The sequence below is a fragment of the Mesorhizobium humile genome (assembly GCF_033977215.1).
Classification (GTDB): domain Bacteria; phylum Pseudomonadota; class Alphaproteobacteria; order Rhizobiales; family Rhizobiaceae; genus Mesorhizobium; species Mesorhizobium humile.
The window spans coordinates 208,671-222,635 of the sequence record NZ_JAVIIV010000005.1 but is presented as its reverse complement, the minus strand read 5'-3'; the positions used below and the strand labels follow the sequence as shown (position 1 = coordinate 222,635).

The window sequence follows — 13,965 nt, the reverse complement described above, 5'->3', positions numbered from 1 at the left end:
GTCCCTACCAAAGACCTAAATGGGACGGTTAATCGAAAATAATGTCAGGAAGACTTGCGCGCACTTTGCTCAAGCGGTCGAGACTTTGCGCACGCTTTCGCGTGGTCCGGGGGAAACGATCAGGTGAAGGATCGCACCAGGCTGCCGACCAGAAGGTTCCAGCCGTCGATCAGCACGAAGAACAGGATCTTGAACGGCAGCGACACCACTGTCGGCGGCAGCATCATCATGCCCATGGCCATGGTGACGGTGGCGACGATGAGGTCGATGACGAGGAACGGCAGGACGATGAGGAAGCCGATCTCGAAGCCGCGCCGGATCTCCGAGATCATGAAGGCCGGCACCAGGATGCGCAGGTCGACGGTCTCGCGCGAGACGGTCTGGCCACGCTCGCGGGCGAGGTCGGCGAAGAGGTCGAAATCCTTGTCGCGCACATTGTGCAGCATGAAATCGCGGAACGGGCCGGAAATCTTCTCGAACGCCTCGGCCTGCGTGATCTGGTTGTCCATCAACGGCTTGACGCCGGTGTTCCAGGCCTGGTCGAAGGTCGGCGCCATGACATAGAAGGTCATGAACAGCGACAGCGAGATCAGGATCAGGTTGGCCGGCGTCGATTGCAGGCCGATGCCGGCGCGCAGGATCGAGAAGGCGATGACGAAGCGGGTGAAGCTCGTCACCATGATCAAAAGGCCTGGCGCCACCGAAAGCACGGTGAGCAGGCCGAACATCTGGATCAGATAGCCGACGGTCGTGCCGTCGGCCTTGCTGATGCCGCCAAGATCGAGCTGCTGGGCGGCAGCGACGGACGTGGTGACGACGATGAGCGCGGTCGCTATAAGGAACTTTCTCATTCGAGCAGCATCGTCCTGATGAGAACCTGTTTGACGTGGCCGCCGCTGCGCAGCGCCGCGCGCTCCTCGAGATCGGCCTTGAGATGCTGGTAGCCGCTGGCGCCTTCGATCTGATGCAGCTTGAGTGTGCGCACATAGGCGAGCAGGTCCTGCTGGATCTGCTCGGCCATTTCCGGCGGCTGGGGAGCATCGTAGAGCAGCGACGTCTCCAGCCGGATCCAGACGTCCGACGGCGAAGCGAGATTGGTGGTGATCGCCGCCAGCGGAACCAGTGTCGGCCCGGCGACCGCCTTGCCGCCTTCGGCGGGTTTTTCAGCGGTGCCGGCATTTTCCGGCGCCGCGGGCACCGGCGCCGGCGTTTCGCCTTGCTTGAGATAGCCGCCGGAAAGCCAGCCCATGCCGACGGCCGCGCCGGTCATGGCCAACAGCATGGCGAGCTGGATCACCAGGGAAGGTCCCTTCTTGGGCTGGACCTGCTCGACATTCGCCATGGCAGCGCTCTCCCGGGCCTAGAAGGGAAGAACCTGGTCGAGGACCTGCTGGCCATAGGCCGGCTGCTGGACCTCGCTCACACGGCCTCGACCGCCATAGGAGATGCGCGCCTCGGCGATGCGCTCGTAGGGGATGGTGTTTTCGGCGCCGATGTCGGACGGACGAACCATGCCGGCGATGGTCAGCACCCGAAGCTCGTAGTTGACGCGAACCTCCTGCGAGCCCCTGATCATCAGATTGCCGTTGGGCAGCACCTCGGTAACGACGGCGGCGACGTTGAGGGCGAGGTCTTCCGAGCGCTTGATCTCGCCGTCGGCATTGGTCTCGGTGCTGGAACTCAAGCCGGCGTCGCCCTTGCCGCTGGTGCTTGCCTTTTCCCAGCCGAGATTGATGTCGTAGCCGAGCTTGCGCGCGGCGGTGCGGCTGCGGTCGTTCTGGTTCTTGAAATTGGCCCTGTCGTTGAGCTTGATGTTGACGGTCAGGATGTCGCCGGCGCGCAGCGCGCGCGGATCGGTGAAGAGCCGGCTCTGGCGATCGTCCCACAGCGAGAATTTCTTCGGCCGCGAGGCAGGCGGCTCGGGGTAGCTGTACGGGCCCGGGCCGCCGTCACTGATGCCGGAACCGACCGGCGACAGAGCGGGTTCCCTGTTGATCTCCCTGAGATCGGTGCCGCAGCCGGTCAGGGTGGCGAGGGCGACCAGGGCGAGCAGTTTCAACTTCATGACGGATCAACCCTTCGCGCCGCGCTGGCCATGATGCCGGTGAGCGTCGCCGCCGCCTTCTGGTCCATTTCGTTCAGGATGACGCCGGCCTTGCGCGAGTCCAGCTTCATCAGGATGGCCGCCGCGAGCTCGGCATTGACCATCGCCAGACGTTCGGCGGCGGCATCGGGCTTCATGCCGGCATAGATCTTGACGACGCCGTCCTCGGCGCGCGCCAGGAACACTTCGCGGCGCTTCAGCCATTCCTCGTATTCGGCCCGCTTTGCTTCAAGCGCTTTCATGCGCTCGTCGATGCCGGCTTGTAGCTGCTTCAATTCCTCGGCCTGAAGAGCGTAGCGGCGGTCGCGCGCGGCATCCGCGATGTTGGAGCAGAAGCGCTGTACCTCGCTTTCGTCAGGCGCCTTCCCGTCCGCAAGCGCGGCCGGCTGAACCGGCACGGTCTCGCGCTTGAGTTGGGCCGGCTGAAGTGGCGCCTGTCCACCGGGCAATATCTGGCGCACCTCGTCGGCGCGGGCGACGGTCACACCCAACAGAGCAACGATCGCCCCGGCGGCGCAGAGGCTCAGGTGACGGTGCGGGTTTGAGGAGAAGAGCGCGTTCATCGGCGTGCCTATTGGAGAACCAGGTCGGCCTGAAGGGCGCCGGCCGATTTGATGCCCTGCAGGATGGCGATGATGCCATCGGGCTTCACGCCGAGACGGTTGAGGCCGGAGACAAGCGTTTCGAGATCGGGGCCGTCGAGCACCGCGACGCGCGCGTCGGGCCGGCTCGCCTGGATGGCGGTGAAAGGCTCGACCGCGGTCTGGCCCCTGGAGAAGGGTTCCGGCTGGACCACTCTTGGCGCTTCGGTGATGCGCACGGTGAGCGTGCCATGGCTGATCGCCACGCGCGAGATCCTGACATTGTTGCCGATGACGATGGTGCCGGTGCGCTCGTCGATGACGACACGGGCAGGGGCGTCCGATTCGACGACCAGATTTTCGATCTCGGCATAGAAACGCGCGGCGGAGACGTTCTTCGGTCGTCTGATCTGCACGGTGCGGGCATCGCGCTCGGCGGCGACGCGCATGCCGAAGCGCTGCGAGGTGTAGTCGTTGATGGCGTCGGCGATGCGGATAGCGGTCGAGAAATCGGGATTGCGCAGTTGCAGCGTCAGCACGCCCTGATCGTCGAATTCAGCCGGCACGGCGCGCTCGACGATGGCGCCGTTCGGCACGCGGCCGGCGGTCGGCACGCCTTGCGTCAGCTGCTGGGCCTGGCCTTGGGCGGTGAAGCCGCCGACGATCACGGAGCCTTGCCCGACGGCATAGATCTCGCCATCGGCCGCCTTCAGCGGCGTCATCACCAGCGTGCCGCCGGCAAGCGAGGTGGCGTCGCCCATCGAGGAGACATCGATGTCGATGCGGGCGCCCGACTGGACGAAGGGCGGCATGTTGGCGGTGACGATGACGGCGGCCACGTTCTTGGCGCGCGCGCTGCCACCCTCGGTGGCGATGCCGAGATTCTCAAGCATGGCGCGGATCGACTGTTCGGTGAAGGGCGAGTTGCGCAGGCTGTCGCCGGTTCCGGCAAGGCCGATGACCAGGCCGTAGCCGACCAGCTGGTTGTCGCGCGCGCTCTGCAGCTGCGCGATGTCCTTGATGCGCGCGGCGACCTGGCCGGGCGGCAGCGTGCTTGGCCCGGTCGAGACCCGGAACATGCGCTGCGTCGTTGCCGGATCGTATTCCGGATCGTCGTAGACGCCGCCGTTCTTCTGCGCGAGCTCGCGCTTGGCCTTGGGAGTCAGCCCATCCGCCAATGCCGGCTGAAGGCCGATGGCAGCGCTCAGCAGGAGGGCAAGCACGCGCATCACGAAGCGCCGACCTGGATGGTGCCGTCGGCCATCACCGTGCCCGAGATGACCTTGCCGCTGTCGATGTTGCGGATCTTGATCTGGTCGCCGGCGGCGCCTGGCTGCAGCGTGACGCCGGCCGCCGAAATGGTGAGCGCGCCGGCGGTGAAATAGACCTGCACGGACGCGCCCTGCTCGACCAGCCAGGCGTCGCGGATGGCGCTGACCGGGATGTAGCGGCCGGGCAGGAGCGTGCGCTTGGCGACCTTGCCCTGGAGTTCCTCGGTACGCGTCGCCATGCCGTCCGGCTTGTGCTTGCCGGGGATCAGCGTCACCTGCTTGAGCGAGGCGGGCTCGATGGTCTCGCCGGGATAGATGACCCTGTTGGGGATCAGCACGGCCTCGCCGACGGCCTGGCCGGCGGCGATCTGGTTCGCCGACTGGCCGGTCGCGTCCTGCGCGAAAGCCGGCGTGCCCGCGGCCACCAGGACCGTGGCCAGCGCGGCGCGACGCACTGCGGAGGAGATCGGCCCGGCCATCGTCCGTTACCTGATGTTCTTGGAGACCACCGAGGCCATGTCGTCGGCGGCCTGGATGACCTTGGAGTTCATTTCATAGGCGCGCTGGGCGGAGATCAGCTCGGTGATTTCCTTGACCGGATCGACGTTGGAGGATTCGAGATAGCCCTGCTGGATCGTGGCGAAGCCGGGATCGCCGGGGACGCCGACATTGGCCGGGCCAGACGCAGCCGTTTCCTGGAAGAGGTTGTCGCCGAGCGGCGCCAGGCCCGCCTCGTTGGCGAAGTTGGCGATCTGGAGCTGTCCGAGAAGCTGGAGGTTAGTCTGGCCGTCCAGGCGGGCAAAAACCTGGCCGGTCTTGTTGACGATCACCTCGACGGCGTTGGTAGGCACGGTGATGGCCGGAATGACATTGGCGCCGTCGACCGTCACGAGCTGCCCGGTGGCATTGGTGTTGAAAGCGCCGGCGCGGCTGTAGAGCGTGCCGCCGTCGGCGCCCTCGATCTGGAACCAGCCCCTGCCGGTCAACGCCAGGTCGAAACTGTTGCCGGTGCTGGCCAATTCACCTTGCGTGTGGACGTTGCGCACCGCCGTCGTCTTGACGCCGAGGCCGATCGAGACGCCTTCCGGCACCAGCGAGGTGTTGGAGCGGTTGGGCACGCCCTGCGTGCGGTCGACCTGGTAGAGCAGGTCGGAGAATTCGGCCCGCGCCCGCTTGTAGCCGGTGGTGTTGATGTTGGCGATGTTGTTGGCGATGACTTCCAGGTTGGTCTGCTGGGCGTTCATGCCGGTGGCGGCGATGGCAAGGGCTTTCATGACGCGGTCCTAGATACTCATGCGGCTGATTTCGAGATAGGCCGAGACGACCTTGTCGCGGATGGCGATGGTGGTCTGCAGCGCCTGCTGGGCGCTCATCACCGCATCGACGACCTGGCGCGTGTCGGCATCGCCCTTGAGCGCCTGTATCGACATCTGCTCGGCGCCCTGCAGCGTGTTGACGGTCTTCGTCGCCGCCTGGCTGAGGACGTCGGCGAAGGTGCTGCCGAGGCCTTCGCTGGCCTGCGTTCCGATGCCGCCCTGCAGCAGGTTGGGTGAGGCCGACTCCGCCCCGTCAACCGCCGTTTTGAATTGTATTGCCCCGATACCGCCGATCATTACTGGTTCCTCATCAGGTCGATGGTCATGGAAATCAGATCGCGAGCCTGCTTGATGACCTGCAGGTTGGCTTCATAGGAGCGGTTCGCCTCGCTCATGTCGGCCATTTCGACCAACGTGTTGACGTTGGGCATCTTGACGTACCCTTTGTTGTCGGCGGCTTCATTGCCGGGTTGGAATTCGATCGGGAAGTCCGAAGGGTCGCGGGAGATCGCGCTGACTTCCACCAGCGAGCCGCCGGTCGCGCGGTCGACCTCGGACTGGAAGGTGATCGTCTTGCGGCGATAGGGGTCGGCGCCCGGCGTGCTGCCGGTCGACTGGGCGTTGGCGAGGTTTTCCGAGACCACGCGCAGGCGCTCCGACTGGGCGCCAAGACCGGATGCCGCGACTTTGAGGGCTGCAGTAAGGGCGTCCATGATCAGCTCTTCACCACCATTGTCATCATCGAATGGAAGGCTTTGACGATCGCCGTGTTGAGCTCGAAGGAGCGGCGGACCTCGCCGGCCTTCATCAATTCCTGCTCGACAACCACGGTGTTCTTCGAAGGCATGATCGCGCCGTCAGCGTCTTCCGGCTTGACGTTGAAGCCGGCATTGGCCGTTTCGGCGCCAAGGTGGCCGGTCTGCGTGGCGGCAAGCGTCACCGCGGTCCGGTCGAGGACCTTTTCGAAGGGCTCGACGTCATTGGCCGTGTAGCCCGGCGTGTTGGCGTTGGCGATGTTGGAGGCAATCGCCGACTGACGCACGGCCAGCCATTGCGACTGCCGCGTGGCAAGATCGAAAAGATTTACGGGTTCCATGGGAATCTCCCGGGCAATTACGCACAAGACTAGGCGGCCAGTCTTGCGCGGACCTTGCGCGGGATGGGTCACGCGACCCGGCGCCGTTACCTGGAGAGCTGGATCACCTTGTCGGCGCTGGTGACGATCACCCACTTGCCGCCGCGCTGCTCGATCGAGGCGACGCGGCTGGAATCGGGCAGGACAGAGCCACGCTGGACGATCCACAGACCGGTATCGTCCTCGATCATGGCGCGGCCGTTGGCGACATGCACCATCTTGAATTCCGAAGCGGCGGCCGGGAAGGGCTGGTCGCCGGGCGGCGGCGCGGGGTCGTCCAGCACCGTTCCGGTGGCGAACAGGTCGATATCGGCGTCGGGAACGTCCTTGGCCGTCAGTGGTCCGCTGCGTTCGGCCACGACGCCACCGCCCGCGCGTCCGGAATTGCTGCCGCTGCCGCCGAACTTGATCGACTGAACGCCGAACTGCTCCTGATTGAAGAAGATATACCAGGGGAACAACGCGCAGATCAGGCCGAGCGTGATGCCAAGCGCGGCGATCACGAAATCGCTGCGGCGATCGGCGCTCTTGTCGGCCAGGCGCGGGAACTGGGCTTTCGGCGGCTCCGGCCATTCGGTCCGGGGAAAGAGGCCGTCGAGCAAGGAATCGCGGCTGGCCTGTGCAACGTCGGCGGTGGAAGTCCGCGGTGGATGCGGCCTGTCGGCTTTGGTCAGAAGCGCTGTTGCCTTCTCCGTCCTGGCGCGGGCGGCCCTGTCCTTGGCAAGCCTTGCCGCGTCGGCCTCGGCTCTTTCCGCCGCCTCGGCCTCGGCAAGCATGTCGCGCAACATGCGCTCGGTGTATTGGAGCTCAGTCTCCTTGATCGCCATTCAGCTTCCCCTTGAGATGGCGGGCGAGGTCGGCGAACGGATCGGCCGATGCGCGGTCCCTCGGCGATTGCGTGAGCGCCTCGTAGATCACCGGCACCTGGCGCACCGCGTTGTCGAGCTCGGCATCGGCACCGCTTTGATAAGCGCCCAGCAGACGGATGTCGCGCGTGTCCTCGAAGCGCGCGATCATCGATTTCAGCCTTGTCACCAGCATGCGCTGCTCGGCGCTCCAGGCCTTGTCGGCGAGGCGGGAGATCGACGACAGCGGATTGACCGGCGGATAACGGCCCTGCTCGGCAAGCGAGCGGTCGAGCACGACATGGCCGTCGAGGATGCCGCGCACCGAGTCGGCGACGGGATCATTGTGGTCGTCGCCGTCGACCAGCACGGAAATGATGGCGGTGATCGAACCCTTGCCCTCGGCTCCAGGCCCGGCGCGTTCGAGCAGCTTCGGCAGGTCGGTGAAGACCGAGGCCGGATAGCCGCGCGCGACCGGCGGCTCGCCGGTTCCGGTCGCCACCTCGCGCAGCGCATGCGCGAAGCGGGTGATGGAATCCAGCACCAAGAGCACGCGATGGCCTTGGTCGCGGAAATGCTCGGCCACGCACATGGCGGTGTCGGGCGCGCGGCGGCGCATCATGGCGCTTTCGTCGCTGGTGGCGACGACGGCGACGGTCTTGGCCATGCTCTCGGCGCCGATCGTGTCCTCGAGGAATTCGCGCACCTCGCGGCCGCGCTCGCCGATCAGTGCCACGACCACCGTATCGAAAGCCTCGGCGCCGGCCAGCATCGCAAGCAGCGTCGACTTGCCGACGCCGGAACCGGCGAAGATGCCGAGCCGCTGGCCGAAGCAGAGCGGAGTGAAGATGTCTATCACCCTGACGCCGGTGAGGAAGCCGGTGCCGACGCGCTGGCGCGCCAGGGCGCCCGGCGTCGCGGCATGCCCGACCTCGGCGGCATTCGGCCTGATCAGCGGCGGTCCGCCGTCAATGGCGCGGGTCAAGGCATCGATGGCGCGCCCGCGCCACGAGACATGCGGCGTGACGGCGAGCGGGCCGCGGCGAAAGACGGCGTCGCCGATACCGGCATCGGCGCTGCGGTCGAATGGCGCGACCACCACCTCGTCGCTGCCGATCTTGACGATCTCGCCGCGGCGTGTGCCGGCCTTGCCGCGCTGCTCGACGATGTCGCCGAGCCTGGCAATTCCGGACAGGCCGCGGACCTTGTAGTGCGTCGGCGATATCTCGGCGACGCGGCCGCCGCGCGCAAGCAGCGCCTGCGGATCGTCGAACCGCCGCCAGACGCGTTCGAGCGCGGCCAGCCTGTCCGTGTGCCCGGTATCCGCCGGGCTCTCCGAAGCGCGCAACAGGGACGAGCCGGTCGTCATGCCGTCACTTCGAGCCGAGCGTCTTGATCGCGTCGTCGGTGGAGGAATCGGTCTGCCGCATCAGCGCCGCCGTGTTCTCGAAAGCGCGCTGCACCTGGATCAGCCGGGTCATTTCCAGCACTGGGTTGACGTTCGACTCTTCCAGAAACCCTTGAGCGACGCCGACGTCCGAGCGATCGGTGACAGGTTCGGGCGTGCGCGCCGGAACGATGCCCGAATTGCCATAGCGGACGAAATTCTCGCCGGGGTCGAAATCGTAGAGGCCGAGGGCTCCGACCAACTGGTCGTTCTGCCTGAGCGAGCCGTCGGCGCCTGCCTTGGGCGGGCCGTTGCGCGGATCGAGCTGGATCGGAGCGCCGCCGCTGTCCAACACCGGATAGCCTTCGATCGACATCAGTTCACCGTTCTCGTTCATGGAGAAACGGCCGTCGCGCGTCATCACCGTGCCGGCTGGCGTGTCGATGGCGAACCAGGCGTTGCCCTGGATGGCGAAGTCGAACGGGTTGCCGGTCTCGGTCAGCGCGCCATGCGCACCGGACAAATAGGTCTTGCCGGAGGAGGCGAAGGAGACCGACTTCGACCCGGTGCCCGAGACCACGTCCTCGAACTTCACGCCGGTGGCGCGAAAGCCGATGGTCGAGGCGTTGGCGACGTTATCGGCGATGGTGTCGAGACGACGCTCGAGCGCGATCTGGGAGGAAAGGGCGACGTAAAGGCTGTCCTGCATGATCTTCTCAGAACTTCAACTGCTGCATGGCCATCATCAGATCGGTAGAGATGCCGACGGTGGTCGGCTGCGCGAAGAGCACGCTGACCGACGTCACGGCCGTCGAGGTCGGATGGGCGATCTCGTACATGCTGGTGAAGCGGGTCAGGAACTTGCTGAGCTTGGCCGGGTCGGTGAAGTCCTTGATGTCGAGCTTCTGCCCGAACAACTGCGCCTGCTTGTCGACGTCGGCGGTGGCGAAGGAATCGGGCAGGCCGAGCGCGCTGCGCACCACGCTGGCCAAAGCGGTGTCGGCCAGCACGTCGTACCAGCTGGTGATGTCGGGCGCCTTGCGCTGGAAATAGAGCGCCAACCGAACGCCTTCGTTGCTCTGGCCGGCATTCTCTTCCAATGTCTGGCGCAGATACATGTCGACGGTCGGCTGCTGCGCCGCAACGCGAGTGGTGGTCGTGTCGCCGTATTGCGCGAAGTTGAAAGCAGCGGCGAGGCCGGCATAGGCCTTGTTGGTTTGCTGGTTGGCGACGCTTTTGGGATCCTTCACGCCGCCTTGCAGGACGGACTTGATCAGGTCCTTGTTCTCGGTGGCCGAATCCAGGCCGAACGCGGCCAGCGCGTAAGTGTAGAGCCGACCGTTCGACATCAGATCGTCGATCGACTTCACCTTGGTGATGTTGGCGAGATAGTAGGTCGTCTCGCCTTTCACATAGTCCGAATTCGGATCGAGGCCGGCGATCTCGGCCTGTGCAGCGTAGTTCGCTGTAACCTGCTGCTGCGTCGGGTTGTAGACCGTCGCATTGGCGCCGTCGGCCGCGAAGTTGAAGGCAGCGACGAACTGGGCGTAGCGCTTGTCGGTCAGCTTGTTGGCGAAGCTGTCGGTGTTGGAGACGCCTTCCTTCAGCGCCTTGACCATGAAGGCCTTGGCATAGTCCATGCCCTCCAGTCCGTAAGCCTTCATGGCATATTTGAACAGGCGGTCGTTGTTTACGAAATCGTCGATCGATTTAACCTTGCCGATATTGGCCAGATAATATTGCGTATCGCGATCGACCGTCGGCTGTTGCTCGACCTGGGTGATCGATTTGTTGATGTCTTTGGCGATCAACTGGTAGCTGGTGTAGGTACTGAGCAAGGAGACGCCTCCGGCCGAAGCTATCCCTGCACAATAGCGTCACTTCCTTGCGCGAAGCTGAATCGCGTTCGCTGCCTTCGATTCAAGCCTCACACAAGGCACGAGGACTATCCCTGATCCACGACGTGACATGCGGAAGGACCTGTCGTGGGCATTCTGATCGGACTTGTGGTGACGCTCGGCTGCGTTCTCGGCGGCTTCATGGCCATGGGCGGGCATCTGCATGTGCTGCTGCAGCCTTGGGAGGCGGTGGTCATCTGCGGCGCCGCGCTCGGGACCTTCCTCGTCGCCAATCCGATGAAGACGGTCAAGGACACCGGCAAGGGCATTCTCGAGGCCTTCAAGCAGGCGGTGCCGAAGGAGCGCGACTACCTGGAGACGCTGGGCGTCCTGCACAGCCTGATGCGCGAATTGCGCTCGAAGTCGCGCAGCGAGGTCGAGGCGCATATCGACAATCCGGAAGAGTCGGCCATCTTCCAGGCCTTTCCGACCGTGCTGAAGAACCACGACCTGACGAATTTCATCTGCGACTATTGCCGCATTATCATCATCGGCAATGCCCGTTCGCATGAGATCGAAGCACTGATGGACGAAGAGATCCAGACGATCCGCACCGACAAGCTGAAAGCCTATCACGCAATGGTCGCGGTCGGTGACGGTCTGCCGGCGCTGGGCATCGTGGCGGCCGTGCTCGGCGTGGTGAAGGCGATGGGCGCGCTGGACCAGTCGCCGGAAATCCTCGGCGGCCTGATCGGCGCGGCACTTGTCGGAACCTTCCTCGGCATCTTCCTGTCCTATGCGGTGGTCGGTCCGGTCGCCACCAAGATCAAGACGGTGCGCGAAAAGAAGAACCGCCTCTACATCATCGTCAAGCAGACGCTGCTTGCGTATATGAACGGCGCCTTGCCGCAGGTGGCGATCGAGTTCGGCCGCAAGACCATCTCTTCCTACGAGCGTCCGACGATCGATGCGGTGGAGCAGAGCACCATGAACGCTGGCGCGGCCGAGAAGAAGGCGGCCTGAGCATGCAGCGTCTCAGACAGGGCCGCCTGCCGTCATGACAAGTCCGGGCAGTCCTTCGCAAACCCGGCAGTTGATCATCGAGCGGCTCGTCGGCGACAGCGGCGAGGCGGCGCAGGTGATCGGCGTCGGCCGCGGCATGGCCGAGCGGGCGCTGCCGGTGCTGCAGAAGGCGCTTGCGGGCGAACTCGGCGCGCCGGTGAGCGTGGATCTCCAAGTGGTGGAGGTCGGCCGCGTTCCCGAGGCCCGTTCGCGCGCCGGCGACGCCTTTGCACTGAGCGTCGTCTCGTCGCCGGCTTCGGCCGACGCCATGACGCTGGTGATGGATGCGCAAGCGGTCGCCGTGATGGTGAGCGCACTGTTCGGCGGCGATCCCGACCAGCCGGTGGCGCCGATCGAGCGCGACCTGTCGCAGATCGAGGCCGATGTCGCGACCACCGTGTTCCAGGAGGTCGCGACGGCACTCAACGGATCCGGCAAACGTTCGCTCGACCTGCGCCTACCGGTGCCGAAAGCAATGTCCGGCAACGACGCGAGGCGGCGCGTGTTGCGCGACGGCGCCGCCGTGCGCATCGTCTATGGCCTGTCGACGCCGTCCGACAGCGGCACGCTCACGGTGATGATCCCGCAGCGCCTGCTGCTTTCCGCGCGCAGCAGCGACGTCGCCACGGGTGAGGACGGCGAGACCACGGAATTCGACTGGCGCGCCCGCTTCTCCGAAGAGGTGATGCGCTCGACCGTCCGGCTCGAAGCGACGATGCCGCTCGCCCGGCTGACGCTCGGCGACCTCGCCGCGTTCGAGCCCGGCCAGGTGATCGAATTCGAGGAGAATGCGCAGATCAACGCCAGGCTCAGCGCCCGCGACAAGACATTGTTTGTCTGCGAGTTCGGCAAGCTGGGGCAGAACTACACCGTCCGCATCAGCCATCCGCATGATGCCGGGCAGGATTTCATCGACGGACTGCTGCCGGGCTGACGCCAGGCCTGGGATTCATGGAGACGACAGATGGCAAAAACCAAGGTGGAAGCCGAACCCGACCAGCCCGACGAACAGCTCGACCGCGCCATCGAGGAACTGCGCGGCGTGCTGCGGGAAGAGGAAAAGCGCCCGGATGCCGCCCTGCAGTCGGGTGCGAATTCTTCGATCATCATGGCCATTCCGGTCGACGTGCAGATCATCCTGGGCAGCACCGAGATGCCGGTGTCGGAGCTGATGGCGCTGCAAAAGGGTTCCACCGTCGCGCTCAACCGCCGCATCGGCGAGCCGGTCGACGTCGTGGTCAACGGCCGCAAGATCGCGCGCGGCGAGATCACGGTGCTGGAAAGCGATCCGACGCGTTTCGGCATCCGGCTCACCGAAATCATCGCCGCGACGAAGAGCGCCTGAGAATGGCCGGCGTGCGGACCAACCGGCAGCGAGGGCAACACGCATGACGACGGCATTGGCGCTCACACGTCCGCAAAAGGCGGCGGCCATATTGGTGGCCATGGGCAAGCCCGCGGCCAGCCGCCTGCTCAAATTCTTCAAACAGGACGAGCTGAAGGCGCTGATCGAGGGCGCGCGTCTCTTGCGCACCATTCCGCAAGCCGATCTGGAGCGCATCGTCGCCGAGTTCGAAGCCGAATTCACCGAGGGCGCCGGCCTGCTCGATTCAGCCGACCGGATGGACACGATCCTCAACGAATCGCTGTCGCCCGAGGAGATGAGCGCCATCATGGGTGACAAGAAGTTCGAGCCGGTCCAGGAAGGACCCGCGCCGATATGGCCGGACCTCGAAAAGCTCGAGCCGGCGCGGCTTGGCGCCTTCCTTGCCGGCGAGCATCCGCAGACGTCGGCCATGGTGCTGTCGAAGCTCGCGCCGCAGACAGCCGCCAACGTGCTGCTCACCATGGAAAAGCCGATGCGCAGCCAGATCACCAAACGCATGGTGACGATGGCCAACATCCCGGACGCAGCATCGCGGATCGTCGAGAACCAGCTGCGCGTGAGCGTGCTGTCGCAGAAGGCCAGCAGGGACACGTCCGCCGGCCAGGAACGCGTCGCCAGCATGCTCAACGAAATGGCGAAGCCGGAGCTGGACGAACTCATGCAGGACCTGGAGAACGCCAACACGCCCGATCTCGCCGGCGTCAAGTCGCGGCTTTTCGCCTTCGACGACCTGCCGCTACTGCCGCAGAAAGCCCGGGTTCTGCTGTTCGACGGGCTATCGACCGAACTCGTCACGCTGGCGCTGCGCGGCGCGTCGCCGGAACTCGCCGAATCGGCGCTGTCGGCGATCGGCGCACGCTCTCGCCGCATGATCGAGTCCGAGCTTGGACAGGGATCGGAAGGCATTGCCCTTGCCGACATCATGGCGGCGCGCAAGAGCATATCGGTCGCTGCCATCCGGCTGTCGCGCGAAGGAGCTTTCGAGCTGCCTTCGACGCAGACCGCCCCCGCCGAAGCCGCCTGACGATAGCGACCCGGT

Annotated in this window: 18 protein-coding genes; 4 read left to right on the top strand and 14 right to left on the bottom strand. The window is 65.2% G+C overall.

Going from position 1 to position 13,965, the window contains the following annotated elements; translation table 11 throughout:
* Positions 1–119: 119 nt before the first annotated feature.
* The 14 genes from fliP to RFM52_RS10855 all read right to left on the bottom strand — a co-directional run bounded on the left by fliP (position 120) and on the right by RFM52_RS10855 (position 10,477).
* A complete protein-coding gene (gene fliP / locus RFM52_RS10920) occupies positions 120–851 on the bottom strand; it encodes a flagellar type III secretion system pore protein FliP (protein ID WP_320293187.1) in 732 nt (243 codons plus the stop codon).
* Positions 848–1,342 (bottom strand): flagellar basal body-associated FliL family protein, encoded by a 495-nt coding sequence (locus RFM52_RS10915; protein ID WP_320293188.1) that lies wholly within the window; start codon positions 1,340–1,342, stop codon positions 848–850. The genes fliP and RFM52_RS10915 overlap by 4 nt, the downstream gene beginning before the upstream one ends.
* A gap of 18 nt (positions 1,343–1,360) precedes the next feature.
* Complete coding sequence (gene flgH, locus RFM52_RS10910; protein ID WP_320293189.1) at positions 1,361–2,065, bottom strand: flagellar basal body L-ring protein FlgH; 705 nt, start codon at positions 2,063–2,065, stop codon at positions 1,361–1,363.
* A complete protein-coding gene (locus RFM52_RS10905) occupies positions 2,062–2,667 on the bottom strand; it encodes a MotE family protein (RefSeq protein WP_320293190.1) in 606 nt (201 codons plus the stop codon). The genes flgH and RFM52_RS10905 overlap by 4 nt, the downstream gene beginning before the upstream one ends.
* An 8-nt stretch (positions 2,668–2,675) precedes the next feature.
* Positions 2,676–3,764: a flagellar basal body P-ring protein FlgI gene (locus RFM52_RS10900; protein WP_320293759.1), complete on the bottom strand. Its 1,089-nt coding sequence runs from the start codon at positions 3,762–3,764 to the stop codon at positions 2,676–2,678.
* A 149-nt stretch (positions 3,765–3,913) separates the two neighbouring features.
* Entirely contained in the window at positions 3,914–4,435 is a 522-nt protein-coding gene (flgA, locus tag RFM52_RS10895) for a flagellar basal body P-ring formation chaperone FlgA (RefSeq protein ID WP_320293191.1), read from the bottom strand.
* A gap of 6 nt (positions 4,436–4,441) precedes the next feature.
* A complete protein-coding gene (gene flgG / locus RFM52_RS10890; protein ID WP_320293192.1) occupies positions 4,442–5,230 on the bottom strand; it encodes a flagellar basal-body rod protein FlgG in 789 nt (262 codons plus the stop codon).
* A 9-nt stretch (positions 5,231–5,239) separates the two neighbouring features.
* The gene (gene fliE, locus RFM52_RS10885) at positions 5,240–5,569 is read right to left on the bottom strand and encodes a flagellar hook-basal body complex protein FliE (protein WP_320293193.1); all 330 of its coding nucleotides are present in this window, start codon (positions 5,567–5,569) and stop codon (positions 5,240–5,242) included.
* Positions 5,569–5,985, bottom strand: a complete 417-nt coding sequence (flgC, locus tag RFM52_RS10880) for a flagellar basal body rod protein FlgC (RefSeq protein ID WP_320293194.1) — start codon at positions 5,983–5,985, stop codon at positions 5,569–5,571. Before flgC ends, fliE begins: the two co-directional genes overlap by 1 nt.
* A 2-nt stretch (positions 5,986–5,987) precedes the next feature.
* Positions 5,988–6,368 (bottom strand): flagellar basal body rod protein FlgB, encoded by a 381-nt coding sequence (flgB, locus tag RFM52_RS10875; RefSeq protein WP_320293195.1) that lies wholly within the window; start codon positions 6,366–6,368, stop codon positions 5,988–5,990.
* Between the two features lie 86 nt (positions 6,369–6,454).
* Entirely contained in the window at positions 6,455–7,234 is a 780-nt protein-coding gene (locus RFM52_RS10870; protein WP_320293196.1) for a hypothetical protein, read from the bottom strand.
* On the bottom strand, positions 7,215–8,621 hold the full coding sequence (fliI, locus tag RFM52_RS10865) for a flagellar protein export ATPase FliI (protein ID WP_320293197.1): 1,407 nt from the start codon (positions 8,619–8,621) through the stop codon (positions 7,215–7,217). The genes RFM52_RS10870 and fliI overlap by 20 nt, the downstream gene beginning before the upstream one ends.
* 4 nt (positions 8,622–8,625) lie before the next feature.
* Positions 8,626–9,348: a flagellar basal-body rod protein FlgF gene (gene flgF / locus RFM52_RS10860; protein WP_320293198.1), complete on the bottom strand. Its 723-nt coding sequence runs from the start codon at positions 9,346–9,348 to the stop codon at positions 8,626–8,628.
* A gap of 7 nt (positions 9,349–9,355) precedes the next feature.
* The gene (locus RFM52_RS10855; RefSeq protein WP_320293199.1) at positions 9,356–10,477 is read right to left on the bottom strand and encodes a DUF1217 domain-containing protein; all 1,122 of its coding nucleotides are present in this window, start codon (positions 10,475–10,477) and stop codon (positions 9,356–9,358) included.
* A 147-nt stretch (positions 10,478–10,624) separates the two neighbouring features.
* Between RFM52_RS10855 and motA the strand changes: the two genes are divergently transcribed.
* The 4 genes from motA to RFM52_RS10835 are packed head-to-tail and all read left to right on the top strand — an operon-like array spanning position 10,625 to position 13,950.
* Entirely contained in the window at positions 10,625–11,500 is an 876-nt protein-coding gene (motA, locus tag RFM52_RS10850; protein WP_112096303.1) for a flagellar motor stator protein MotA, read from the top strand.
* A gap of 34 nt (positions 11,501–11,534) precedes the next feature.
* Positions 11,535–12,473 (top strand): FliM/FliN family flagellar motor switch protein, encoded by a 939-nt coding sequence (locus RFM52_RS10845; protein ID WP_320293200.1) that lies wholly within the window; start codon positions 11,535–11,537, stop codon positions 12,471–12,473.
* Positions 12,474–12,503: 30 nt separating this feature from the next.
* Positions 12,504–12,884 carry a flagellar motor switch protein FliN gene (gene fliN, locus RFM52_RS10840; RefSeq protein WP_320293201.1) on the top strand — a complete coding sequence of 127 codons (381 nt, stop codon included), beginning with the start codon at positions 12,504–12,506 and terminating at the stop codon, positions 12,882–12,884.
* Between the two features lie 43 nt (positions 12,885–12,927).
* Complete coding sequence (locus RFM52_RS10835; protein ID WP_320293202.1) at positions 12,928–13,950, top strand: flagellar motor switch protein FliG; 1,023 nt, start codon at positions 12,928–12,930, stop codon at positions 13,948–13,950.
* Positions 13,951–13,965 lie beyond the last annotated feature (15 nt).

Bases quoted from the DNA above. Each gene is read 5' to 3' on its own strand.
- fliP (WP_320293187.1), bottom strand. From the start codon at position 851: ATGAGAAAGTTCCTTATAGCGACCGCGCTCATCGTCGTCACCACGTCC.
- RFM52_RS10915 (WP_320293188.1), bottom strand. From the start codon at position 1,342: ATGGCGAATGTCGAGCAGGTCCAGCCCAAGAAGGGACCTTCCCTGGTG.
- flgH (WP_320293189.1), bottom strand. From the start codon at position 2,065: ATGAAGTTGAAACTGCTCGCCCTGGTCGCCCTCGCCACCCTGACCGGC.
- RFM52_RS10905 (WP_320293190.1), bottom strand. From the start codon at position 2,667: ATGAACGCGCTCTTCTCCTCAAACCCGCACCGTCACCTGAGCCTCTGC.
- RFM52_RS10900 (WP_320293759.1), bottom strand. From the start codon at position 3,764: ATGTTCCGGGTCTCGACCGGGCCAAGCACGCTGCCGCCCGGCCAGGTC.
- flgA (WP_320293191.1), bottom strand. From the start codon at position 4,435: ATGGCCGGGCCGATCTCCTCCGCAGTGCGTCGCGCCGCGCTGGCCACG.
- flgG (WP_320293192.1), bottom strand. From the start codon at position 5,230: ATGAAAGCCCTTGCCATCGCCGCCACCGGCATGAACGCCCAGCAGACC.
- fliE (WP_320293193.1), bottom strand. From the start codon at position 5,569: ATGATCGGCGGTATCGGGGCAATACAATTCAAAACGGCGGTTGACGGG.
- flgC (WP_320293194.1), bottom strand. From the start codon at position 5,985: ATGGACGCCCTTACTGCAGCCCTCAAAGTCGCGGCATCCGGTCTTGGC.
- flgB (WP_320293195.1), bottom strand. From the start codon at position 6,368: ATGGAACCCGTAAATCTTTTCGATCTTGCCACGCGGCAGTCGCAATGG.
- RFM52_RS10870 (WP_320293196.1), bottom strand. From the start codon at position 7,234: ATGGCGATCAAGGAGACTGAGCTCCAATACACCGAGCGCATGTTGCGC.
- fliI (WP_320293197.1), bottom strand. From the start codon at position 8,621: ATGACGACCGGCTCGTCCCTGTTGCGCGCTTCGGAGAGCCCGGCGGAT.
- flgF (WP_320293198.1), bottom strand. From the start codon at position 9,348: ATGCAGGACAGCCTTTACGTCGCCCTTTCCTCCCAGATCGCGCTCGAG.
- RFM52_RS10845 (WP_320293200.1), top strand. From the start codon at position 11,535: ATGACAAGTCCGGGCAGTCCTTCGCAAACCCGGCAGTTGATCATCGAG.
- fliN (WP_320293201.1), top strand. From the start codon at position 12,504: ATGGCAAAAACCAAGGTGGAAGCCGAACCCGACCAGCCCGACGAACAG.
- RFM52_RS10835 (WP_320293202.1), top strand. From the start codon at position 12,928: ATGACGACGGCATTGGCGCTCACACGTCCGCAAAAGGCGGCGGCCATA.